The following is a 22,378-nucleotide window of genomic DNA, read 5'->3' on the forward strand; positions in this document are numbered from 1 at the left end:
CAGAGCTTTGTTCTTCTTAAAAGCCTTCAATCATGTCCCCATCAAGGATGGACCCCCAATTCCTCGGGGGTCAAACGAATGAAAATACACGTGTACGTAGCCGGATTCCGGTTTCAACACCGTTGTGAAATCTTATAGACAACGATCACATTTTCATAAGGGATACTCAGGCTTATCACTCTCACCACCCCTCAGCCAGCACAAACACCACGCATAAAACTCCCCACCAGCCGGAACCTGATTCTTCAGGCCAACCGATGGGGAGCTCTCATGCAATGCCTACCGGGGGTCTACCACCAGCACGCCGTCAACGAGGCGGGCGCTCTCGTGCAGCAGCACCGCTGCCTCAAGCTCCTTGTTGCTCGCCGTGCCGAGGTTGCGCTCCACCGGGCGCTGGTACAGCTCGCGGGTGCCGTACATGCCTTCCAGGATCGCGCGATCACCAGCGGCTTCACGGGCGGCAGCGGTAGCCTGCCACTGCGCGGCTTGGTCGCCGAGCGCTTCCACGAATGCCTGCGGGTGCACCAAGGCAATCAGGGCTGAGACGTGGCCAAAGCCCAACGACGTCACCAAACCGGCCTTTGGCGCCACCGGCAACTTAAGCGGCTGGCGCAGCCACACCAGGTGCTCGTTGCCCGCCAGGACAGGGTCCACGCAGTCCAGTGCGTAGTTCGGTGGGATCACACCACCGCGGAGCACCTGGGTGAGGCCCACCAACTGGAAGGCGGCTGCGCCGCCCTTGGCGTGGCCGGTCAGGGTCTTCTGGGAGATCACATACAGGGGGTTGCCCTGACTGCGCCCAATTGCTGCGGCAATGCGCTCGTGCAGGTCAGACTCGTTGGGGTCATTGGCGGTAGTGGAGGTGTCGTGCTTCGACACCACCGCGATGTCATCTGCACTCACGCCGAGCTTTGCCAGTTGCTTGCTAAAGCGGGATTCCACGCCGCCTCGTGCCGCCCCCAGCGCGCCAAGACCCGGCGCGGGGATGGACTGGTGGGCGCCGTCGGCAAAGCTTTCCGCGAAGCCAACTACCGCCAGAACCGGCAGGCCGAGAGCTGCGGCCAGGGAGCCGCGGGCCAGCAGCAAGGTGCCGCCACCGGCGGATTCCACGAAGCCGCCGCGGCGGCGGTCGTTGGCCCGGGAGAAATAGCGGTGCTCGATGCCCTTGGCCTCCATGTCAAAGGAGTTGGCGGTCGCGGCCATGTCACCAAAGCCGGTGATGCCTTCAATGGAGAGGTCGTCGTAGCCGCCGGCCACCACGAAGTCAGACTTGCCCAACTTGATCTTGTCCACGCCTTCTTCCACGGAGACCGCGGCGGTGGCGCAGGCTGCAACTGGGTGGATCATCTGGCCGTAGCCACCCACGTAGGACTGCATCACATGCGCTGCCATCACGTTTGGCAAAGCTTCCTGGAGGATGTCGTTCTGGCGTGGCTCTGCCAACAGGCCGTCGATGTAGAGCGAGCGCATGGACTCCATGCCACCCAGGCCGGTGCCCTGCGTGGAGGAGACACGGGCGGGGTGCAGCTCACGCAGCAGCTCTGCTGGGGTGAAGCCTGCGGTGAGGAATGCCTCCACCGTGCAGACGATGTTCCACAGCGCCACGCGGTCCAGATTGTCAATCATGTCCGCCGGGATGCCGTACACCGCTGGGTCAAAGCCCTCAGGGATTTGACCGCCCACGAAGCGGGTCATAGTCATGCGGCGTGGCACGCGCACCGCAGAGCCGGCCTTACGGGTGACGATCCACTCCCCTGTTTCCTCATCCAGGTAGGCGGTGGTGGTCTCCGGCTCGGAATCTACAAACGTTTTAGCGGTTTGCTTGTCCGCAACGCTGAAGCTCAGGTCTTGGTCCAGGTAGACGGTGGTGAGCTCTGGTGCGAGGTTATCCACCATGCCAAAGTCATCGTGGTAGCGGCGCACGCCCACGCGGGCTAGCACTTCGTCGTGGAAGCGATCAAAGATGTCTGCCTCTTCCACCTCGTTTTCTTCGGCGTCGAACCAGCCGTTGTCCCAGTGGACAAGGCCCATGCTCCAAGCGAGTTCCAGCACGCCTGCCGCGGTGAGGTCCCCGCTGAGCTCCGCTTCAAAGCGGGTGCGAGCAGAACCGTATGGGCCGAGCTCACCGGCACCAACCACAACCACCATGTCCTCAAGCGATTCACTTACTTGACCGCCAAAGTCTGGCGCCTGTGCCGCTTCTGCACGAGCACCGGCCAGGTTTGGCAGCGCCGCGATAGTACGCGGTGCCTCCTGCGCCTCAGCCGGCTTCGCCTCAAGCTGACGCGCAAGCTCCGGCAGATTGATGTCTGACTCCCCGAGCCCGCCTGTGGCGTCTACTTCCACGGGACGCTGGGCGGCGTCGGCACGCACCTGCTCGCTGACCTGGCTGATCAGGATGTCTGCCATCTCCTGTGTGGAGAAGGTGCGCACGCCTGCGGCTTCCACGGCGTCCACGAGTGGGTCGTTGCCACCCATCAGGCCGGTGCCGCGCACCCAACCGATGAGGACGTGGACCAGGGAGGAGTCACCCTGCCATGCGGTTTCTGCGTTCCAACGGGTGACCAGCGCGTCCAGGGCGGCCTTGGATTCGCCGTAGGCGCCGTCGCCGCCAAAGCGACCACGGTTTGGCGAGCCCGGCAGCACCACGTGGAGGCGTTCGCCAACGTGGGTGTCTTTGCCCAGGGTGGAGAGGCCGGCGATGAGGCGCTCCACGGACCACAACAGCAGGCGCATCTGCATCTCTGCCTGCGGGCCGGCGTCCGCGAGGGAGCCGGAAACCCGAGGAGCAGCGAAGGGGAACAGCAGCGTTGGCACTAGCGCGGGCTTGAGCACCTTCTTGGTGCCATTGACCGTTGCGGTTTGCTCGGTGCCGATCCACTCAATCACCGCGTCCAGATCCGCAAAAGAGCTCAGGTTTGCGGGCACCACCCACAGCGCGGCATCGCCCTGTGCATGGGTGCGGTAGAGCTTCTTGTAGAACTCCAGCCTACCGGTGGAGGAGGTGGTGACCACCACGGTTGCGCCTCCGGCCAGGAGCTTGCCGGCCACTGCCGCGGCAATGGAATTCGGGGAGGCGCCGGTAATCACAGCAACGTCCCCGGCGTACTCAGTGCTGGTTTCACGTGCCTGCGCCGCCAGCGCATTAAGGCCAAAGTATTCGGCTTGCTTAGCTACAACCTCGCCGGCGCCGGTCACGTTTACTTCATCAGCAGAAAGCTCGCCGAAGGCAACGCGGGTGACGTCTTCACGCGCAGACGCCCAGCGGTCATCCAGCAGCACGGCTTTATTCGCGTCGAACACCGGCGCCACCTGGCGAGGCCAATCCGAGCCCAGCTCCCTCGCTACCAGGTCAAACAAGGCTTGGTCTGCGTCATCCTCCAGATCCTGCGCCGCCGGTGCGTCCAGGCCCAGGGTGGACAGGATGGTACGGGCAGTCGCAGCAAGCACGCCTGCTTTGCCCGTGACCTGCTCCGCAAACTCACCGAGCGCCGCGGAATCCACCACGCCACCGGTGCCACCACCGGCGGTAGGCAGCCCCACGGTAACTCCACGAGCGGCAGCAACTGCTTGCACCGCCTGGTCAATCACCTGGTCAAGTTCTGCTGCGGAGCCAGGGATTGGCAGGGTTGCCAGGTCTCCTCCGCGTAACGACGCTCCCTCACGGGTGCCCATCACAACGGCAGCCACGGCGTGATCTGCCCATCCTTGGCCAAGCCCCCAAGTACCGGTGACTCGCTCAGCCACATAGCCTGGGCGCTTGCCGGTGGGCCCTGTGATCCTGCGGAGTGCATCGTTGGCGGCGTCGGAAAGCACCGGACCAAATGCTGCATAGCCCTTGGCCATCTTGGTGACCGTGTTCTTGAGGTCGCCGAGCTCTGCGTCAGCGGCGCCGTCGATGGCGCCCAAACCGAACTCCACACCGAGGTCCAGCAAGAGTTGGTTGCGGCGGGAAGAAACGCCCTCTACCAGCGTCTCGATGGAATCGGTGGCGCCCATCTGGTCTGGGCGGACCTTTGTCCACAGCGCGATGAGCATCTCCGTGGCATCGGCTGGGGTGAAGGTAATGTCCGCTGGGGTTTCACCAGCAGGCGCGGTGGGAGCTGCAGACGTTGGAGCTGGCGTTGGGGATGCTGCTGGTGTTGGGGTTGGCTCTGCGGGTGCCCCGGATCCAGCTTCAACCTCAGCTTCTCCCTCAGCCTGTTCGGCCTCACGCACCACCTCATCCAAGGCGAAGACCACCTGGGAATCACGCTCAACGTTGAGGATCTCCAGCTCACGGCCCGGGTACAGCGCCAACGTCTGGGCCATCATGTTGGCCAGGGTTGGCGACTGCCCCACGCCAACCTCCACGAAACGCTCCACATTCATCTGCAACAGCAGGTCCTGCGTCTCAATCCAACGCACCGGGGAGGCAAACTGCCAGGCCAACAGCTCCACCAGCAAGGTGCGGGCAAGGCGGCTCGGGTTGGCAAGCTCTTGCTCAAAGTTGGCCAGAATATTGTGGATGATCGGGGCGTCCACCACCTCAACGATGGACTCGGCGAACTCTCGGGTGAGCTCGAATGGGCGCGCCACGAGGTTCGGAATGTAGCGGCCAACCAGCACGTCCAGTTCTACCTCTGCTGGCAGGAGGGAGTCCAAGTGCTCGCGGAAGGCGTCCACGCCGTCCAGCAGGTGCGTGGAGTGGAATGGAACGTCGATGCCCGGGATGCGGATGTAGGCGCGCTGGCCAGGGGCCTTGGCCTCAGCATCGGCTTCAAGGGCCTTCAAACCAGCAGCCGTGCCGGCAACCGCGTACTGCATACCGGCGAGGTTGTAGTTCACGATCTCCAGGAACTCGCCAGACTCCTGTGCCACGGACTGCACGTAGTCAAACACGCTGTCTGCGCCAAGGCCCATCTTGTTGGGGCGCAACGCAGCCAAACCGTAGTTGGAATTGCCCTGCTCATCGCGCTCCACCAGGCGGTGCATGGTCAAACCGCGCTGGTAGACAATTTCCACCACGTTTTCTAGGGAGAGCACCTCTGCGTAGGCAGCGAGGGCGTTGTACTCACCCACTGAGTGGCCGGCAAAGTATGCGCGCTGGTTCAGTGCGTGCGCCTCGCGCATCTGCGCGATCTGCGCCACGCCCAAGGTTGCCATTGCCACCTGGGTGAACTGGGTCAGGAAGAGCACACCGTTGGGGTGAGAGAAGGTCTCGCCCGCAACGCGAACCTCAGTGGGGTTGTTCTGCACGATCTCCAGAACGGAGAAGCCCAGTTTGTTGCGGGTGTGGCGATCAGCGCGATCCCACACCTCGCGGGCAGCGGCGGACTGCTGACGCGCCTGCATGCCCATGCCTGGGTGTTGAATGCCCTGGCCGGGGAAGGCATAGAAGGTTTCCGGCGCCGCGAGCACAGCGGTGGCGGTAAGCACTACCTGGCCATTCACGGAGGCAGTGACCTCACGGACCTCGCCGTGGCCAGGGCGGGTGTCAATCCCGGTGCGCTCCACCGAGAACTCAATTTCCTCACCCGGCAGCACTGGGGCGAGCATCGTGGCGGTGTATTCCACAATGCGCCCGGCGTTGCTGCCCGCTCCCGCTCCAGCACCAGCACCAGCGATGAGCTCCGCAATCGCGGAGGTCCACATGCCGTGCACAATCACACCATGCGGCAGGCCCGCGAGCTTTGCCGCGGTATCGGAGACGTGGATTGGGTTGCGGTCACCGGACACCACCGCGAAGCTGTGCATGGATTCCGGCGCGGTGACCTTGGCAAAGTTTCGGTGGGAATGCGGTGCATCCACCACGGAAGGCAGCGCGGAGGTATTGGTGCGCGCCACGGCGTCGCCGCGGCGGCCGCGGATGGCCATGCGCTCGGAAAGCTTGGCCAGCGGGGTGCCATCCATGCTGATTTCCGCGCGGATCACCACGATGCGGCCGATGGTGGTATCCGTGACCTCCTCGGCACGCGCGGTGACCTCCAGGGTGTGCTCGCCCTGCAGTTCCAGCTCGCGCAGCATGGTGATGTGGTGCTCCAGGTGGACCAGGGAAAGCATGCCCTCCACCACCTTGCCGCCCTGGGCATGGCGCACAGCGTTGAAGATCGCAGGCCATGCTTTGCCCACCAGAACGTCTGGCGCGGTGCCTTGGGTAGCCAAATCCGCTGGCAGGTAGCCGGCGGTCACGGAGTTGTAATCAGCAATATCCGCGGCTGTGATCGTGGTGCGCCAGTGTGCCTGGCCATCGCGCATTTCACCCAGGTCACCGCCCGCTGCCACGCGGGTGAGCTCGGCCATTGCGGCCTCAGCATCTTCCTCGGTAACCTCCGGCACTGCAGCGGTTTCACCCACAGTGAAGCGGATCTTCAGCTCGGTGGCGGTGCCTGCCGGCGTGGAGCCGAACAGCGGCACGGTGAGCAGCGCATGGGTGGCGTCGGTACGCTCCACCGTCGCCCCGGAGGGATGGCGCCCGTCGGTCCACTCTTCGGGCGCACCAATCGCACCTGCGAGTGAGGCGATGTTGCGGCCGGCCCAGTAGGTGCCAGCGGCGTTGATCACGCGCGCAACAGGATCGAGCTCCAACTCCTGCGGTGCCTCATCAGAGGCGGCGGCCACGCGCTCAATGGAGGTCTGGTTGAAGCGTTCCAGCAGCTCAGCCACGGGCTCATCAGCGCGGGTGATGCCAGCCACGGCAGCGATACCGGGGATGATGCCCACCTGGTCAGCGCTGTAACGCGCGTCTTGCGACTGCCACAGGGAATCCGAACGCCACCAACGGCGCACATCCTGATCGATCACGGGCACGAAGTTCACCGGCTTGCCAGGGGTGCGGCAGAGCTTGAGGAACCACGCGACGTCGGCAGGGTGCAGCACCTGATCCAGGTTGAAGCGCTCCAGATCCTCCACGCTGGTGGCGGTGGGCTCGAACTCGCCGTGATCTTGGCTGATCAGGCGGGCCTCGGTGCGCTCAATCATCTCGGTGAAGCGGCGCTGCCAGCTCGCGTCCGTCCACTCGCCCTCGTACGGCCCGGAAATCTCCAGATAGCGCTCAAGCCACTCGCGGTAGGTCATCGCGGCGACGTCTCCAAAGTACGGCTTCGCAGTCTTCGCGATCGCGGCAATGATCTCATCCCTACGCTCAGCAACGGCGGCAGCGTCACCCGCCACCTCGTCAAGCAGGCGCCCTGCTCGGGCAAAGGAGTTGTCAATTTCATGGATGTCGGCCCCCAACTGGGAGCGTCCCGACGCCATCCCGTTTTGCTGCCCACCTGCAGGGACCCAATCGGCCGAGCCCTTGGTTTCCACCAGCAGTTGCTTCACCGCCGGGGAGGTCTTGGCTTCCTTGGTTGCCATGGCCGCGGTGCCGATGAGGATGGCGTCCACCGGCATGGCTGGCAGGTCGTAACGAGTGGCCCACTGGCCGGTGATGTACTCCGCGGCATGCTCTGGGGTGCCAATGCCGCCGCCCACCGCGAGCACCACGTTCTCATGGGCGCGGATGTCCGAGTAGGTGGCAATGAGCAGCTCATCGAGATCCTCCCAAGAGTGGTGGCCGCCGGCCTTACCTCCCTCAACCTGCAGGATCACGGGGATCTCCGGGACTTCCTTTGCCACGGCGAGCACCGCGTTGATCTGTTTTACGGCACCGGGCTTAAAGGCAACCCACGGGAAACCGCTCGCACGCAGCTCTTTGACCAACGCCACGGCTTCATCGCGCTCAGGCATGCCGGCGGTGATCACGATGCCGTCAATCGGTGCACCGTTTTCCCTGGCCTTAGGCACAAGGCGCTTGCCGCCGATCTGCATCTTCCACAGGTACGGGTCCAGGAACATGGAGTTGAACTGCGCGTTCACACCTGGGTTGAGCAGGTCCGTGAGCTTTTGGATGTTTGCCTCCAAAATCTCCGGGGTCACCTGGCCGCCACCGGCCATTTCCGCCCAGTGGCCAGCGTTTGCCGCTGCGGCAACGATCTCTGGGTCCACGGTGGTGGGGGTCATACCGGCGAGCACCATGGGGCTGCGGCCGGTGAGCTCGGTGAACTTGGTGACCAATCGTGGCTTGCCGTCCACCGTGACCACCTTGGGCGCGAACTCCGCGTAGGCCTTCGGGAGGGCTGGCGCCTGGCCGGCGTCGAAAAGCTTTGCCTGCCCGGCAGCGCTGCACACATTGAAACTTGCGCCGCCAGTGCCGCGAAGTGCCTGTTCGGTGAGCTTCACCACGCCGGTATCGGGACCCAAGTCCAGAATCCAACGGGCGTTGGTACTCGCTACCTGCGCGGGCCAGTCCACGGGGTTCACCATTACGTCCGCGGCGGCGGAGCGAGCGAGCTCGGTGTCGAGGCCTGCTGCCTGCGCCCATGCAACAACCTGCTGCACGGCCGGCTGCAGCGCCGGGTGGTGGAAGCCCACCTGGATTGGCAAGGCGGTGATCTGCGGATTGAATGCGCTGCCGCCGCGCTGCTTGGACTCCACAGCCTTGGCGTCCTTCTTAGCCTGGGCTTCAAGGATTCGGATGACGCGCTCGTTGTCTTCGGGGCGCCCGACCAGCACGAAGGTATCGCGGGTGTTGCGCAGGCCGATCACTGGGGGGACGTCGCTTGGGTGGGTTTCGTGTGCGGCGCTAATTGCATGTTGGAGCTGTTCGCGGGTGATGCCAGCGATGGAAATCATTGGCTTGTGTTCACCATTTGCCACGAGGCCGGTGACGCGCGCCTGGCGAGTAATCGCCGCGCCGATGAGCTGCGCAATCGCCAGCACCTCGCTGGCACGAGTGAGATCCTTGAGCGCATGCACGCCGAGCACGCCCTGGGAATGGCCGATCGCGGGGGCTTCCACATCAAGACCCTGGGCCTCGAGCACATCCAAGGTGGCGAGCTGGGTCACCAAAATACCGGGCACAGACACCGCTGCCGCGGCAGTATCAGGAGCTTTGCCTGCTTCCAGGTCAGCCCACTTGAGCGGCTCAAAGCCGAAGGGGCGCGAACCTGCGATTTCATCAGCAACGGGGGCGAGCAGCTTGTGCGCTTCCTCCACTATTGGAGCCACCGTGCGGCCGGCACCTTGTGCCACATGTGCGCGCAGGGTATCCAGCCAGGCAAAGCCCTGGCCTGCGAAAGCGAGCGCGAAAGGTTGCTGGTCAAAGCTGCCCACCAGGCGGTTGGTGCTTTTTGCGTGATCAGTCACCGCGAGTTACTCCTCATAGTGTTTTTCCAACGCATGCGAATGCACGCGAAATTGTTTCGACATACAAATATGCCACAAAAGGTGAGGGTTTTGTCATATTTTGCGCCCGTGTGCGCGGCGCTTTGTGAGCACAAACCTCATCCGCCATTTCAGGTGTCCGAGGTCACTCTACTCCTCATGGGCAGCCGGGCGACGTGCGTGGGGATGGGGTGACGTCGGCACGCGCAACCGCACGCGGGACGCGCTAGCATTACCCCATGATTACCGTGCTTCAGCCGGACACCGGCGTGCCGCTTGAACGCTTTGCCACGTGGATCGCGCGAGCAGGCCAGGATTATCACGTGATCCCACTGCAGCACCGGCCAGTGCCCACACTTGATGAGTGCGGCGAGGCAATCATTGTGCTGGGCGGGCGCGGCAACGCCATCGACGCTGAGGCCTCCCCCTTCCTGCCGGCACTCTACGATTTGCTGCGTGAGGCCGTGGCGAGCGACGTGCCCGTACTGGGTATTTGCCTGGGCCACCAGATCCTGGGCCACGCATTTGGCGGCAGCGTGACCACCGGCCACCCCACCCAAGGGGAGGAAGGTGCCTACGAGGTGATACTCAACGAAGCCGGGAGTTCAGACCCCCTATTCCAAGGCCTCGACGCACAGTTCACCGTGGCGGAGTCCCACCACGACGTTGTGGAGATCCTACCCCCGAACGCCACCCTCTTAGCGAGTTCACCGACGTGCCCCAACCAGGCGTTTCGCATTGGTAGCGCTGTGGGCGTGCAGTTCCACCCCGAAGTCTCCCCCACCGTGATGGCCCGCTGGACCGCCGGTGATGGCGGCGACGGCCCCCGCATGCTCAGCGAAATGGAGGCAGTAGACCAGGAAGTGGCGCGCAGCGGCAAGGCGATTGCGTATAACTTTGTGAGGCTCCTAGAGGCCTAGCTATTTGTGGGGAATGGCTACTGGTCAAGCTGGAACGCCGCGGTGACTTCCTTACGACGCCAGTGCTCCACGAAGAAGGAAAGGAATGGGATGGTGCCTGCCAGCGCGGTGACCACCCACTTCACTGGCTCCCAACGCGCCTTCACGCCAAGGTTGAGTGTGGTCACCAAGTAAACCATGTAGAACAGGCCATGGACCTGGCCAATGTAGTGTGCCCAGGTGGGGATATCCATGCCGAGGAGGTACTCGCAAATCATGCGAACAACCAGGACGAGCAGCCATACACCGGTGATCCACGCGGCGATGGAGAACCACGTCAACGCCTGGCGCACGCTCTTCTTACGTTCTGGGTGGATGGTGGTCACGATCCCTGCTCCTTATTCCTAGTTGTTGTACTTAGTTGTTGTGTCTCGTTGGGCGGTTGAGCTCATTGAATTCTTCCACGCTTAGCGTAGTGCGCTTAGGAAGAAAGGACTCATCCAATTCCGTCTGCTTTGGAACCACCACCGGCTTATCCTCCCGAGTGGCATTCTCATACTCCATAAACTTCCGGTACGCGTACACGAAAAACGCCCCAAAGAACGGCCACTGCAGTGCATAGCCTAAGTTCTGGAAGGTCCCCGAACCAGACTGGAAGCGCGTCCACTGCCACCAAGCCAACCCCAATGTAGCCGCCACTAGCACTGCAAGGAACACTACATGCCACGCGCGCACCCGCAGCTTGCGCTTAGGTGGCTGGGTGGTGGTTACGGTTTTCCCAGTGGGGACGGCGGGGTCAGGGTGTCCCGCGTGTCCGGCGTCTCCGGCGGCTTGGTTGAGTGGGGTTTCCTTGCTTTGTTCCACACACCCACCATAGCCTTTTGCCTGCCATAAGCCCGAACCCCGGCTTGCTGCCACATGATTTCGCCTCAAGCATGTGCGGCAGGTATGATGCTCCAACAGGCGCCCGTGGCGGAATTGGCAGACGCGCTGGATTTAGGTTCCAGTGTCTTATGACGTGAGAGTTCAAGTCTCTCCGGGCGCACTCTTACAACCCCGACTACTGGCATTTCGCTGGTGGTCGGGGTTTCTGCGTTTAGGCATGCGGTCGGACTCAACACCTTAGGATTCGGCTGGCACAGTAGTACGAGCGCAGCACTACCAGTGCGCCCCTATCGCGTTGGTCGCTAGCGGGGCATACCGCGGGGCGTGCAGCGGATGACGTGTGACACGGCGATACACCGCCCTGACCGGTTGTGGTGGTAGCTTGGGCCACCAAAGACTTTGCAACAACAATTCAGCACACTGAGTGCTCAGGATAATCAACAACTACAACGAAGCAGCGAGCTTTTGAGTCACCAGTGCATTCAGTGAAATGCCTTCCACCCCGGCCTCGATGACAAGACGGCGGTGCAATGTGGGCGAAATCCGAACATTAAATCTCCCGGAGAATTTTTGGCCCCCAATTGGCTCCGGCACGTTCTCCCCGTTGGCCTCCATATCTTCAACAACCTCGCTGACGAGCGCAAATAGCCCCTGCTCAGCTTGTTGGCGATCTGGATCCAGCCATGAAAGCGATGGGAACTCCACAACCGTTGCCACAAACTCCTGATCCTCTTCGGACCATGAAACTTGATAGGTGTACTTGTTGATCTCCATCGTTACCTCCTCTTTTCCCTCTTCAAAATTTCCAATACCTGCCTGACCTGGTATGGCTTAGCCTTGCCATTCGCATTTTGAAAGTTGATTCGAGGATTCCCCAACCAGGCGGTCTTATATGTCCTATGGGAAGTTTTCTGCGAATTTCGACTCTCGAAAAAGTAGTCATATTCTCACATTGCTGGGCGAAACTTGCATCGCCTTCACCATGGCTTCAATACTCTTGCCCACACCAAAATAGCACTACAGGTAGTACCAAACTGGAAAGGTTGGCAACTGTATCCCCAGTAACGCGTCAGGCTGGGGAGGTTCCCAAAGAGCGCGTCCACCACCGGCGTTTCTTCAAACGGGGGGCCGCTCCCTCTCCCCTACTCCGCGCTGTTCAGGGCTTCGATGATCGGCACCAACTGGGCAAGCGCCTTCGCGCGGTGGGAGATGGCGTTCTTTTCTTCGGGGGAAAGTTGTGCTGATGAGCGCCCGTCTCCATCAAAGGGGCGGAAGATGGGGTCGTAGCCAAAGCCGTTTTCGCCCACCGGTTCCCGCAAGAGCTCGCCTTCCCAACGGCCCTCCACCACGAACTCCTGGCCATCCGGCGTGACCAGCGCACAGACAGAGACGAAGGCCGCGTTGCGGTTAGCCATATCTTCCATTTGGTGGAGCACCAGGGCGTTGTTGGCGTCATCGCCATTTCCGGACCACCTCGCGGAGAGCACGCCGGGCATGCCACCCAGCGCCTCCACGCAGAGCCCGGAGTCGTCGGCAATGCTTGCCAGGCCGCTAGCTGCGACCCCTGCGCGGGCCTTGATCAGTGCATTTTCCGCGAAGGTGGCGCCGTCTTCCTTTGGTGATGGGTGATCACCCAAGGGCACTATTTCCGCCGGCAGGATGGCCTGCAGCTCCTTGAGCTTCTTCGGGTTGTTGGAGGCAATCAGGATTTTCATGCCTGCCCCAGCACTGCCCGCTGGGCTGCGATGAGCTCCTGGCAGCCCTTCTCGGCGTAATCCAGCATGGTGTTCAGGGTGTCGCGGCCAAAGGTGTTGTGCTCGCCGGTGCCCTGGATTTCTACGAACTGCCCGTTGGCGGTCATCACCACGTTCATGTCCACCTCAGCGCGGGAGTCTTCTTCATACGGGAGATCAAGGCAGACGTTGCCGTCGATAAGTCCCACCGAAACAGCCGCAACCGGAGGCAGCAGTGGCTCGCCCGGCACAACCCCCTGCGCCTTGAGGTGCGCAATTGCATCCGCGAGGGCCACGTAGGCGCCGGTGATGCTTGCGGTGCGGGTGCCGCCGTCGGCCTGGAGGACGTCGCAGTCAATATTGATGGTATTTTCCCCAAGCTGACTGAGGTCTACCGCCGCGCGCAGGCTGCGGCCCACTAGGCGGGAAATCTCGTGGGTGCGCCCCTTGACCTTGCCCCTCATGGACTCGCGCGGCATGCGCTCGTGGGTGGCGGCGGGCAGCATGGAATATTCCGCGGTGAGCCATCCTTCCCCGGAGTCTTTTTTGAAGCGCGGCACGCCAACCTCAGCGCTTGCGGTGCACATCACGCGGGTGTTGCCGTATTCAATGAGCACAGAACCCGCGGGGTTGGTGGTAAACCCGCGGGTAATTTTGACGGTTCGCAGTTGGTCCTGTGCGCGCCCATCGGCGCGGGTGAAAGCAGTCATGCGATCAAGAATACCTGCTGCCCCGCTGGAACTAGACGCTGAACCGAGACACTGAACCTAGACATGACCTAGTCAAGGGACAGTTTGATGCTGGTGAGCTCAACCGGGTGTGGATCAGTGACATCACATACCTGCGAACGAGGGAAGGCTGGCTCCCTCTTCATCAAATCCACCCCAAAGCCCCAACGCACTCTAAAACCGGAAGTGACACCTAATTATCAGTGCTAGCTTCCTGGATTCGTTGGCGGTAATAGTCACGGTCAGCTTCTTGTATACGAGCAAATTCCATGAGGACTCCTGGCCAGGCAGGATACGTGTCGATAAGGCTTTCTACGGTGCTGAGCAATGGGGAAAATGCGATTTCATCCCACCTAACTCCAATTCCTATTCTTTCGGAGTATTCGGTGCTACTTAGGGGGCCAAGCGCCCATTGGCTCCCCGAGGCTGCATTTAACCATGTACCGGTAATTGCCGTGATTCGGGTGACCTTGTTTTCATAGCTGTGCTCAGAATTAAGTATGGCTAATAGGATTTCGAAAGGAAATTCGCTCTCGCCATCAATAACGTGTTGCCGCTGGGTAGATGTGAGCTCTGCGAGCGCTTCGGGAATTGCTGTGGAAAGAAAGCTCTTCAATCGGTTCCCGAATTGCTGATGATATCCATCAAACCACATAGAAACTCCTGAACTATATAGGCCGTATAACCCAAGCGCCAGATCCGTTATTTAAAGTTTTATCGAAAAAACAGGTTGCGGATCTAGCCCAGTATCCAGTATCTTGCCTCTTTCTTAGCAAATCCAAGCGATTCCAGCATTCGCTCTCAACAATGAATATGTGCGTGTTGTGGCCTGATGCTTCAAGCTCGGGCTCCTCAGCGTGAAATTGGACTGCTACCAAGGCGAAAAAAGCAAGAAAAGCCATGTTTAAGCGCCACAAATGTCCGGCGCGAGTTCGGTTTAACATAGTTCCACCCCATCGATACGGCCAAGATGAAGGGAGATATTCGTACGGGTGCCGGCAAGCACGAGTTTGCAAGCTGAGTCGGGGGAGAATGCAAAAACTACCTTAACCCGCATGTCCCAGTCGCAGTTGTTGTAAACCTGCACAAATCCTTTTTCTGGCACTGCATTAATACAATCAGGAGCACGTCCAGCCGCGGTTCGCGCCAGTCCGTTATTGCCCAAAGATTCTATTGATGAGATTTCACCATTTTCTTGCACGGTGATGATGACTTGACTGGTACTGACGCCTTCGATACCAGGTTGTGCTGCAGTGGCGGGGGCCTGCTGAGCAGCAAACAAAAGAGCCACGGCACTGATTACCGGAAGGCAAAATTTTTGTAGCGTGAACATCCTAGCTCCTCACATAGATCCAAATGAAAAAGTGATACAAAACACTTTTGCTATGTGTCACAGGCTACATTTATTCATTGACAAGTTCTCCACCAGCACACTGATCGTTATACATTTTTTACAAACTGGATCATTTCTTAACGTTTGGGGTCGAGTTCTGACGGGAAAAAGCCTATGTGGCCTTCAACAACTCGTTTGTGTCACGTAGCTTCTGATTCTTACGACGCAGCTTGGCCGCCTCTGCAACGAGATCTTCAGATAAAAGTTCCGTTGCCCGGCCTTCGCGGCGAGATGCCTGCGTCCATTGGCGGGCTGCGTGCCACGGGACACCCAGTTTGGGTGCCACAATCTTGCACGCTTCCTGCGTGGAAATATTCTGCGCCAGGATGCGGTCCTCAACAAGGCGGACCACCCGCTCCTTCGCATCCTGGTCAAACCTCTTCGGCATGTTCCAAATTTTCCCATCTACTCAAACGGAACAAAACCTCGGACACTTCAAAAATTCCAGCGTCACCAAGGCCTCAACCACAGCAAAATGCACATCATTCCGGCACAAGTCCGTGAGATTCTCGACCACACAACCGGCACCTAAACAGCCTCTTGATCCAGATGTGTTGTGGGCCAGAATCGCCTCGTACTGCCACAGCTTGCACGATTGAGCCTCGGATGCAGTCCCCGAGGAAAGGAACAACACCTTGGGAGAAGTTGCAGCTTCACCCAAGGCGTGTGAACACGATAATGAGTCAATCCACCAAGATTCACACCCTATCGATACCCCCAGCGCAACTGCCGCAGGCTCAGTATCAAGTAGCGCCTGGAACATCCCCGACGAACTCTGGATCAACCGAAGTGGTGTCGTCACCATCCTCAAGCACCGTTTATATGTCGGCACTCGATGGAAAACAAAAATGATCTACAGCCATGTCGGCACCCAACATGCAGAGTTTTTTACCGCGCATGACGGCGAGCTTTTGTTCTCTTTCCCCCTTCCCATTACCTTGTTGCACCGACCAGCCGGAGGCCAGATCAACATTGGACATGTTGAAGGAATGTGGCAGCGCCCCCACTAGAGATCAAACCGATGCTGTCACGACCGCGGCCCTCACACCGCAATAAGCCATCGACCGCCCAGCGCCTAAAACTTGTCCACAAAGCGAGCGGACTCCCTGCCCAAAAGGTATTTGGGCTCCTGGCCCAAAAACCCCATGGGCATAACACGCGGAACTTAGATACTGAACCTAGACCTCCAACACCAGACCGCTCACACCCAGCAGTACCTCGCCGGCAAACTCCGCGCGTGCCGCAGCAAGTGCTTCTTCGGGGTCGCCCCACGGCGGAATATGCACCAGGACCAGCTGCTTCACCCCTGCACGCTGGGCAATTTGTCCTGCCTCAGCGCCGGAGAGGTGCATGTTTTCCACTTTTCCCTCACTGCTCGCACCCCAGGTGGCCTCACAGAGGAACACATCCGCATCCCTGGCGCAGGCCACCAGCTCCTCCGTGGGCGCGCTATCACCCGAATAGGCCAGCACCGCTCCCTCATGCTCCAGGCGCAGGGCGTAGCTTTCCACCGGGTGAACCGTTGGGAACGGGGTGACGGTGGTGAGATCCACCAGTTCCGGCTGGTGTGCCGTCCACGGGGTGAAGGCAAAGGTGTCACTCAGTGACTCTTGCTGCCCAGGGGTATCCATTGCACCCAGGTGGCGCTCCGTGTCCGCCGGACCAATGCACAGGTTGCGGCTTTTCGCAGGTGCCTCGGGGTGGAACCGGCGCCACACTAGCAGCGAGGGAAAATCCAAACAATGATCGGGGTGCAGGTGTGTGAACAACACATGTGCATCCGTGGGGTCCTGCAGCTCCTGCAGCTTTGCCAACGCGCCAGGCCCCAGGTCAAGCACGATGCTCGGCGCGCCTGGGATCTCCACCAAGTATCCGGAGGCAGGGTTATTGGGTGCGCCCACGCTTCCGGAGCTTCCAAGGATTGTGACCTTCATGCCCAAAACTCTGCCATGAATGAAACCCGGATGTGCAACAGATTGTGGAACATTACACCCCGCGAGCATTACCGACGTGCGTCACATGCGGCCCGAGGAATCGTTGAGCGAGTGCGGCGAAGTGTTCCGGGTCCCCAGTGGCCTCAAACGTGTGTTGCACCGGTTCCCCCTCTTGGGCAAGGAGATCTTGCTGGCTGAGCAGTTTGAACACATCCTTTGCGGTTTCCTCCGCGGAGCTCACCAGTTGCACGTGATCCCCCATGGCGAGCTGGATCACTCCAGAAAGCAAGGGGTAGTGCGTGCAGCCCAACACGAGGGTGTCCACCCCCGCTGCCTGCAGCGGCTCCACATACCCTTCCGCTACCTGCAGCACTTGACGCCCCGCAGTAATACCGCGCTCCACAAAGCTCACAAAGCTCGGGCAGGCCTGCGCGAACACCTCCACCTCGGGGTTCACTTTGGCGAACTCCTGCTGGTAGGCGCCGGAGGCAATGGTGCCTTCTGTGCCAATCACACCCACCTTGCCGTTGCGGGTGCTGGCCAGAGCGCGACGGACCGCGGGGGAAATCACACCCACCACGGGGACGTCGTAGCGCTGTTGAGCTTCCTCCAACATGGCGGCGGTGGCGGTATTGCAGGCTATCACCACCATTTTGCTGCCGCGGGACACGAGTTCGTCGGAAAGTCTCAGAGAAAGCCGGCGCACTTCTTCCGTGCTGCGCGGGCCGTAGGGGGCGTTGAGGGTGTCTCCGATGTAGGTGATCGATTCCCCCGGGAGCTGGTCAATGAGCGCGCGGGCCACGGTAAGCCCGCCCACCCCGGAATCAAAAACGCCGATACTCATTGCGGTTGAAACCCTGCTGGGGATACTGCTGTGGGTACTGCGGAAATTGTTGTGGATACTGCTGCGGAGGCAGCTTTTGGCGCTTCGGCGGGTCGTCGGAAGTGATGATCGCGCCGGCGATGATACCGCCGATCGCCCCGAACAGGTGCGCCTGCCAGGACACACCGGCCTCGCCAGGCAACACGCCCCAGATGAGGCCACCGTAGAAGAACGCCAGGACAACGCCCAAAACCACTTGGCTCAGCGAGCGGTTGAAGATGCCTCGGATCACCAGGTAGCTCAGCCAGCCATAAATGAGCCCGGAGGCGCCCACGTGGTTGGTGCCAATGCCGCCGAACACCCAGGTACCCAGACCGGCGACCACCGTGACAATGCCAGTGACCTCCCAAAACGCGCGAGGCCCGGAGCGGGAAATCAGAAAACAAAACAGCGCACCCGGCAGTGTATTCGCCATAATGTGGCTGTAGCTGCCGTGGATCAGCGGTGCGGTAAAGATGTGCCACAGGCTGGTGACGTCCCATGGTTGCACACCCAAAAACAGCAGGGCACCACCCGCATTCAGCAGGTGCACACCCCAAATGAGCACCACATATCCAATCGCGTACTTCACTTCTCTCCCCTACGAGATGGCCTAGTCCATGTCCATTGCGTGCAACAAGGACTCTTGGTTGAATGCCAGCCATTCAACCACGTCGGCGTCACCACCGCTCGCGGCGATGTACAGCCGGATATCATTCAATGCACCCAGCCACGCCCCTGCCTCAGGCTCCGGCACCACGATCTCCGCGCCGTCTTGCAAGGCATTGACCACTAGGGTGAGCTGCTCAATTTTGGTGCGGCAAATGTCCGGCTCATGCAAGGAACGCAGCATTGAGGCCTCGCCCTCAAACTCCTCCTCACCTTCGCGCTCAAAATCCGGCAGCAAACGGGCAAGGCCTTGGTCCTTAGGTGGTTCCTTGTGGCCGGACACCATGCCGGTGAGCTCCGCGAGCTCATCCTTCGGCGCAGACTGCACGCGCTGGATAAGCGCCTCTACCACGGTAACGGCGAGCTCGCCGAGCACTTGGCGTTCGTATTCCTCCAACACGCAGGTGTAGCGGGGCTCCCTCATGAGCCCCTTCTTGCGCTTCCACGCTTGCACAGTAGGTATTCCCCTTTATTTCAATTCGTGTGGAACGTTATCCGGCTTGCTGCATGGTTGCCCACAGTCCAGCCTTGTGGAGCTTTTTCACGTCTGCTTCCACTTTGTCTTTTTCCCCGCTGCTGACCACGGCTTTGCCCTCGGTGTGGACTTGCATCATGAGTTCGGTGGCGCGCTTTTTGGAAAAGCCCAAAATGGTTTGGAACACGTAGGTGACGTAGCTCATGAGGTTGACGGGGTCATCCCACACGATGCACATCCACGGCAAGTTTTCACTCGTTTCAACCCCGAGTTCCACCCGCTCATCCAGCTCTGGGGTGGCCATTGGTGAAGACATGGTCACGTTCATGCAACACAGCCTACCCGCAATACGTTTAAGCTGATGAGTGTGAATTCAACGGCGCTCCTAACAGATATGTACGAACTGACCATGCTTGAGGCCGCCCTCGCTGACGGCACATGGTCACGTCAATGCACCTTTGAGGTGTTTGGCCGCAAGCTCCCCGGCGAACGCAGGTACGGCGTTGTTGCAGGTACAGCCCGCGTCTTAGAGGCAATTGAGAACTACCGCTTCACCGAAGACCAGCTCAAATCCCTAGACTTCCTCTCCGAGGGCACGCTGGATTTCCTGCGCAAGTACGAGTTCTCCGGGCAGATCGACGGCTACCGCGAAGGCGAGCTGTACTTCCCCCACTCCCCAATCCTGACAGTGCGCGGCACCTTTGCTGAGTGCGTGATCCTGGAAACGGTGATCCTTTCCATCATGAACGCGGATTCCGCGGTAGCAACGGCCGCAGCCCGCATGGTCACCGCCGCCGATGGCCGCCCAATCATCGAGATGGGTTCACGCCGCACCCATGAGCGCGCCGCGGTCACTGCCGCCCGGGCCGCGTACCTCGCTGGGTTCGTCGGCACCTCCAACCTTGAAGCCGCACACCGTTACGGCATTCCGAGCTCCGGCACCGCCGCGCATGCGTGGACGCTGCTGCATGTCAATGAGGACGGCTCCCCCAACGAGGCCGCGGCATTCCGCTCTCAGGTGGAGACTTTGGGCACGGACACCACGCTGCTGGTGGATACCTATGACATTTCGAAGGGCGTGCAAACCGCAATCGAGGTGGCCGGCCCCGAACTAGGTGCGGTGCGCATCGACTCCGGAGACTTGGGTGTGATGACCACCCGCGTGCGCCAGGAACTCGACGAGCTCGGCGCCTACAACACCCGCATCGTCGTGAGCTCTGACCTGGACGAATACGCCATCGCAGGCCTGCGGGCCAACCCCGTGGATTCCTTCGGCGTGGGCACCTCAGTGGTCACCGGCTCCGGCCAGCCAACCGCAGGTATGGTCTACAAGCTGGTGGAAGTGGACGGACACCCGGTTGCCAAGCGTTCCCGCAACAAGGGCATGATGGGCGGCACCAAACGCGCCGTGCGCACCCACCGCCAGTCCGGCACCGCCGTGGAAGAGCTGGTGTTCCCCTTCCACCACGAGGTTCCGCAGGTAGGCAGCCTAAACTCCTACGAGCTCACGGTACCGCTGATGCGCGACGGCAAGATTGTAGAAGGCCAGCCGACGCTGGAGGAATCCCGCGCCTACCTGGCCTCCCAGTTGGTCACGCTGCCTTGGGAAGGCCTCGCGCTGAGCAAGGATGAGCCCGTGCTGCACACCCGCTTCGTCGGATTCGATGAGCAATAACACCGCGCTTCTCGACGCCGCAGTGGCCGCACTCAGCGGCGCCACACGCGAAGGTCAGGTTGCAATGAGCGAGGCCGTGGCCCGCAGCATGCAATCAGGACGCCACCTCGCTGTGCAGGCGGGCACAGGCACCGGCAAATCCCTGGCATACCTGGTGCCGGCGTTCGCGCACGCACAGGCCACCGGCACCACCGTGGTAGTGTCCACTGCGACCATTGCCCTGCAGCGGCAGTTGGTGGAGCGCGATCTCCCCCGGCTCGCCGAGGCCCTAGAGCCGCACCTTGAACGCAAGCCCACCTTTGCCATCATGAAAGGCCGCTCCAACTACCTGTGCATGCACAAAGTCTCACAGGGTGTGGCGGAGCCTGAGATGGATTTTGGTGGGGATACTAACCCTGGCGGCGGGGGTGAAGTTTCCTGGCTCGGCCGCCACGTGCAGCGCCTGTACGACTGGGCGAACGAAACGGAAACCGGCGACCGTGACCAGCTCGAACCCGGTGTTCCCAACCTCGCGTGGCGCCAGGTTTCGGTGAGCGCTCGCGAGTGCGTAGGCGCCTCCCGCTGCCCTCATGGAGACGAATGCTTTGCGGAGATCGCCCGGAAGCAGGCGAAAGACGTGGACGTGGTGGTCACTAACCATGCCATGCTGGCCATCGACGCACTGAGTGACATCAACGTCCTCCCGGAACACGACGTGGTGATCATCGACGAGGCACACGAGCTCGACGGCCGCATCACCGCCGTAGCCACCACTGAAATCAGCCCCACCGCCCTCACGCTCTCTGCGCGCCGCGCCGGCAAGCTCGGAGCGAACGACGAAACCCTGGTGGCGGTAGCCAAAGAGTTGTTCTTCCCCCAGGGCAGGATCACCGAACTCGACCAAGAACTCCAGGCCCAGTTGGTCCTGGTTCGCGACGAGCTGTGGAAACTCAAAGAACACATTGCGCGCACGCCCGAAGGCGAGGCGCTGAATGACCCGGAGCGATACGCCGAGCGCATTGCCCTTTCCAACCACTTGAGTGACCAACATGATGCCGTCGTTCGCGTTCTCGAAGTCAACGAGACCGAGGATTCCCAGGATGTTATCTGGGCCACCGAAACCACGCTGTTTGTGGCGCCGCTTTCCGTGGCCGGGCTGCTGAATGCCAAGCTCTTTTCCGAGAACACCGTGATCCTCACCTCCGCCACCTTGAGCATCGGCGGCAACTTTGAGGCGATCGCCGCGAGCTGGGGGATCCCCAAGGGAACCTGGGATTCGCTGGACGCGGGAACGCCGTTTACCCCGCAAAAGTCTGGCATTCTCTATACGCCGCGGCGCCTGCCTGCCCCTGGGCGCGACGGCCTAGCCGACGCCACGCGCGCCGAAATGCACGAACTCATCATGGCAGCCGGCGGGCGCACACTCGGGCTATTCAGCTCCAAACGCGCCGCCGAGGAAGCCGCCGAAGCCCTGCGCCCCCTGGTGCCCTTTGACATCTTCCTTCAAGGCGAGGACTCCACCGGCGTGCTCGTCGAGCGCTTTGCCAAGGCGGAAAACGCCTGCTTGTTTGGCACGCTCACGCTGTGGCAGGGCGTAGACGTGCCCGGCCCATCACTATCCTTGGTGCTCATTGACCGCATCCCCTTCCCCCGCCCGGACGATCCTTTGCTCCAAGCCCGCAAGGAGGCCGCCGATGCCGCGGGGCGCAACGGCTTCATGGAAGTAGCCGCTACCCATGCAGCCCTGCTGCTCGCCCAAGGTGCCGGCAGGTTGCTGCGCAGCGTGGATGATCGCGGCGTGGTAGCCATCCTAGACAGCCGAATTGTGACCGCCCGCTACGGCAGCTTCTTCCTGCGCTCGATTCCACCCTTTTGGCGCACGGAAGACGGTACTGTGGTCAAAAATGCGCTCAAGCGGCTGGTGTCACAGCGCTGAGTATGGCCGCCTGGGCCGCAAGTG

General features: G+C 61.0%; 17 protein-coding genes, 1 tRNA gene and 1 pseudogene. 5 read left to right on the forward strand and 14 right to left on the reverse strand.

What is annotated here, in order from left to right; all coding sequences use genetic code 11:
* Window positions 1-279: 279 nt before the first annotated feature.
* Window positions 280-9,168, reverse strand: a complete 8,889-nt coding sequence (locus NQ018_RS05790; RefSeq protein ID WP_257059409.1) for a type I polyketide synthase — start codon at window positions 9,166-9,168, stop codon at window positions 280-282.
* Window positions 9,169-9,425: 257 nt separating this feature from the next.
* Between NQ018_RS05790 and NQ018_RS05795 the strand changes: the two genes are divergently transcribed.
* A complete protein-coding gene (locus tag NQ018_RS05795; RefSeq protein ID WP_257059412.1) occupies window positions 9,426-10,106 on the forward strand; it encodes a type 1 glutamine amidotransferase in 681 nt (226 codons plus the stop codon).
* A 17-nt stretch (window positions 10,107-10,123) separates the two neighbouring features.
* On the opposite strand, the gene NQ018_RS05800 is transcribed toward NQ018_RS05795, so the two are convergent.
* Complete coding sequence (locus NQ018_RS05800; protein WP_257039123.1) at window positions 10,124-10,471, reverse strand: DUF3817 domain-containing protein; 348 nt, start codon at window positions 10,469-10,471, stop codon at window positions 10,124-10,126.
* Window positions 10,472-10,502: 31 nt separating this feature from the next.
* Window positions 10,503-10,826, reverse strand: coding sequence for a hypothetical protein (locus tag NQ018_RS05805; protein WP_257059462.1), 324 nt, complete (start codon window positions 10,824-10,826; stop codon window positions 10,503-10,505).
* Window positions 10,827-11,048: 222 nt separating this feature from the next.
* On the opposite strand from NQ018_RS05805, the gene NQ018_RS05810 reads away from it, so the two are divergent.
* Window positions 11,049-11,130 (forward strand) — tRNA-Leu (locus NQ018_RS05810).
* Window positions 11,131-11,414: 284 nt separating this feature from the next.
* Here the strand turns inward: NQ018_RS05810 and NQ018_RS05815 are convergent.
* The 6 genes and pseudogenes from NQ018_RS05815 to NQ018_RS11610 all read right to left on the reverse strand — a co-directional run.
* Window positions 11,415-11,744, reverse strand: a complete 330-nt coding sequence (locus NQ018_RS05815) for a type II toxin-antitoxin system HicB family antitoxin (protein WP_257059414.1) — start codon at window positions 11,742-11,744, stop codon at window positions 11,415-11,417.
* Between the two features lie 368 nt (window positions 11,745-12,112).
* A complete protein-coding gene (rdgB, locus tag NQ018_RS05820) occupies window positions 12,113-12,685 on the reverse strand; it encodes an RdgB/HAM1 family non-canonical purine NTP pyrophosphatase (protein WP_257059416.1) in 573 nt (190 codons plus the stop codon).
* Window positions 12,682-13,413, reverse strand: a complete 732-nt coding sequence (gene rph / locus NQ018_RS05825; RefSeq protein ID WP_257039125.1) for a ribonuclease PH — start codon at window positions 13,411-13,413, stop codon at window positions 12,682-12,684. Before rph ends, rdgB begins: the two co-directional genes overlap by 4 nt.
* A gap of 211 nt (window positions 13,414-13,624) precedes the next feature.
* The gene (locus NQ018_RS05830) at window positions 13,625-14,086 is read right to left on the reverse strand and encodes a hypothetical protein (protein ID WP_257059419.1); all 462 of its coding nucleotides are present in this window, start codon (window positions 14,084-14,086) and stop codon (window positions 13,625-13,627) included.
* Window positions 14,087-14,368: 282 nt separating this feature from the next.
* Window positions 14,369-14,764 carry an alpha-amylase inhibitor gene (locus NQ018_RS05835; RefSeq protein WP_257059422.1) on the reverse strand — a complete coding sequence of 132 codons (396 nt, stop codon included), beginning with the start codon at window positions 14,762-14,764 and terminating at the stop codon, window positions 14,369-14,371.
* 304 nt (window positions 14,765-15,068) lie between these two features.
* Window positions 15,069-15,258 (reverse strand): annotated as a pseudogene (locus tag NQ018_RS11610) (hypothetical protein); the annotation flags it as partial.
* A 201-nt stretch (window positions 15,259-15,459) separates the two neighbouring features.
* On the opposite strand from NQ018_RS11610, the gene NQ018_RS05845 reads away from it, so the two are divergent.
* Entirely contained in the window at window positions 15,460-15,834 is a 375-nt protein-coding gene (locus NQ018_RS05845; protein ID WP_257059428.1) for a hypothetical protein, read from the forward strand.
* A gap of 168 nt (window positions 15,835-16,002) precedes the next feature.
* Here NQ018_RS05845 and NQ018_RS05850 read toward each other — a convergent pair whose 3' ends face one another.
* Genes NQ018_RS05850 through clpS form a run of 5 tightly spaced genes read right to left on the reverse strand, consistent with a single transcriptional unit; the run spans window position 16,003 to window position 19,092 of the window.
* Entirely contained in the window at window positions 16,003-16,758 is a 756-nt protein-coding gene (locus NQ018_RS05850; RefSeq protein WP_257059431.1) for an MBL fold metallo-hydrolase, read from the reverse strand.
* A 52-nt stretch (window positions 16,759-16,810) separates the two neighbouring features.
* On the reverse strand, window positions 16,811-17,602 hold the full coding sequence (murI, locus tag NQ018_RS05855; RefSeq protein WP_257059436.1) for a glutamate racemase: 792 nt from the start codon (window positions 17,600-17,602) through the stop codon (window positions 16,811-16,813).
* Entirely contained in the window at window positions 17,583-18,212 is a 630-nt protein-coding gene (locus NQ018_RS05860) for a rhomboid family intramembrane serine protease (RefSeq protein WP_257059438.1), read from the reverse strand. Before NQ018_RS05860 ends, murI begins: the two co-directional genes overlap by 20 nt.
* A 21-nt stretch (window positions 18,213-18,233) precedes the next feature.
* Window positions 18,234-18,743, reverse strand: coding sequence for a DUF2017 domain-containing protein (locus NQ018_RS05865; protein WP_257053436.1), 510 nt, complete (start codon window positions 18,741-18,743; stop codon window positions 18,234-18,236).
* Window positions 18,744-18,780: 37 nt separating this feature from the next.
* Complete coding sequence (gene clpS, locus NQ018_RS05870) at window positions 18,781-19,092, reverse strand: ATP-dependent Clp protease adapter ClpS (protein WP_257039131.1); 312 nt, start codon at window positions 19,090-19,092, stop codon at window positions 18,781-18,783.
* Between the two features lie 33 nt (window positions 19,093-19,125).
* Here clpS and NQ018_RS05875 point away from each other — a divergent pair, with 33 nt between their 5' ends.
* Window positions 19,126-20,439, forward strand: a complete 1,314-nt coding sequence (locus NQ018_RS05875; protein ID WP_257059441.1) for a nicotinate phosphoribosyltransferase — start codon at window positions 19,126-19,128, stop codon at window positions 20,437-20,439.
* Window positions 20,393-22,354 (forward strand): ATP-dependent DNA helicase, encoded by a 1,962-nt coding sequence (locus NQ018_RS05880; RefSeq protein ID WP_373566901.1) that lies wholly within the window; start codon window positions 20,393-20,395, stop codon window positions 22,352-22,354. Before NQ018_RS05875 ends, NQ018_RS05880 begins: the two co-directional genes overlap by 47 nt.
* Window positions 22,355-22,378 lie beyond the last annotated feature (24 nt).

The sequence above is a fragment of the Corynebacterium kozikiae genome, assembly GCF_024580965.1.
GTDB lineage: Bacteria > Actinomycetota > Actinomycetes > Mycobacteriales > Mycobacteriaceae > Corynebacterium > Corynebacterium kozikiae.

Bases quoted from the DNA above. Each gene is read 5' to 3' on its own strand.
- NQ018_RS05795 (WP_257059412.1), top strand. From the start codon at position 9,426: ATGATTACCGTGCTTCAGCCGGACACCGGCGTGCCGCTTGAACGCTTT.
- NQ018_RS05835 (WP_257059422.1), bottom strand. From the start codon at position 14,764: ATGTTCACGCTACAAAAATTTTGCCTTCCGGTAATCAGTGCCGTGGCT.
- NQ018_RS05850 (WP_257059431.1), bottom strand. From the start codon at position 16,758: ATGAAGGTCACAATCCTTGGAAGCTCCGGAAGCGTGGGCGCACCCAAT.
- murI (WP_257059436.1), bottom strand. From the start codon at position 17,602: ATGAGTATCGGCGTTTTTGATTCCGGGGTGGGCGGGCTTACCGTGGCC.
- NQ018_RS05830 (WP_257059419.1), bottom strand. From the start codon at position 14,086: ATGTGGTTTGATGGATATCATCAGCAATTCGGGAACCGATTGAAGAGC.
- rph (WP_257039125.1), bottom strand. From the start codon at position 13,413: ATGACTGCTTTCACCCGCGCCGATGGGCGCGCACAGGACCAACTGCGA.
- NQ018_RS05880 (WP_373566901.1), top strand. From the start codon at position 20,393: ATGAGCCCGTGCTGCACACCCGCTTCGTCGGATTCGATGAGCAATAAC.
- NQ018_RS05875 (WP_257059441.1), top strand. From the start codon at position 19,126: ATGAGTGTGAATTCAACGGCGCTCCTAACAGATATGTACGAACTGACC.
- NQ018_RS05815 (WP_257059414.1), bottom strand. From the start codon at position 11,744: ATGGAGATCAACAAGTACACCTATCAAGTTTCATGGTCCGAAGAGGAT.
- clpS (WP_257039131.1), bottom strand. From the start codon at position 19,092: ATGAACGTGACCATGTCTTCACCAATGGCCACCCCAGAGCTGGATGAG.
- rdgB (WP_257059416.1), bottom strand. From the start codon at position 12,685: ATGAAAATCCTGATTGCCTCCAACAACCCGAAGAAGCTCAAGGAGCTG.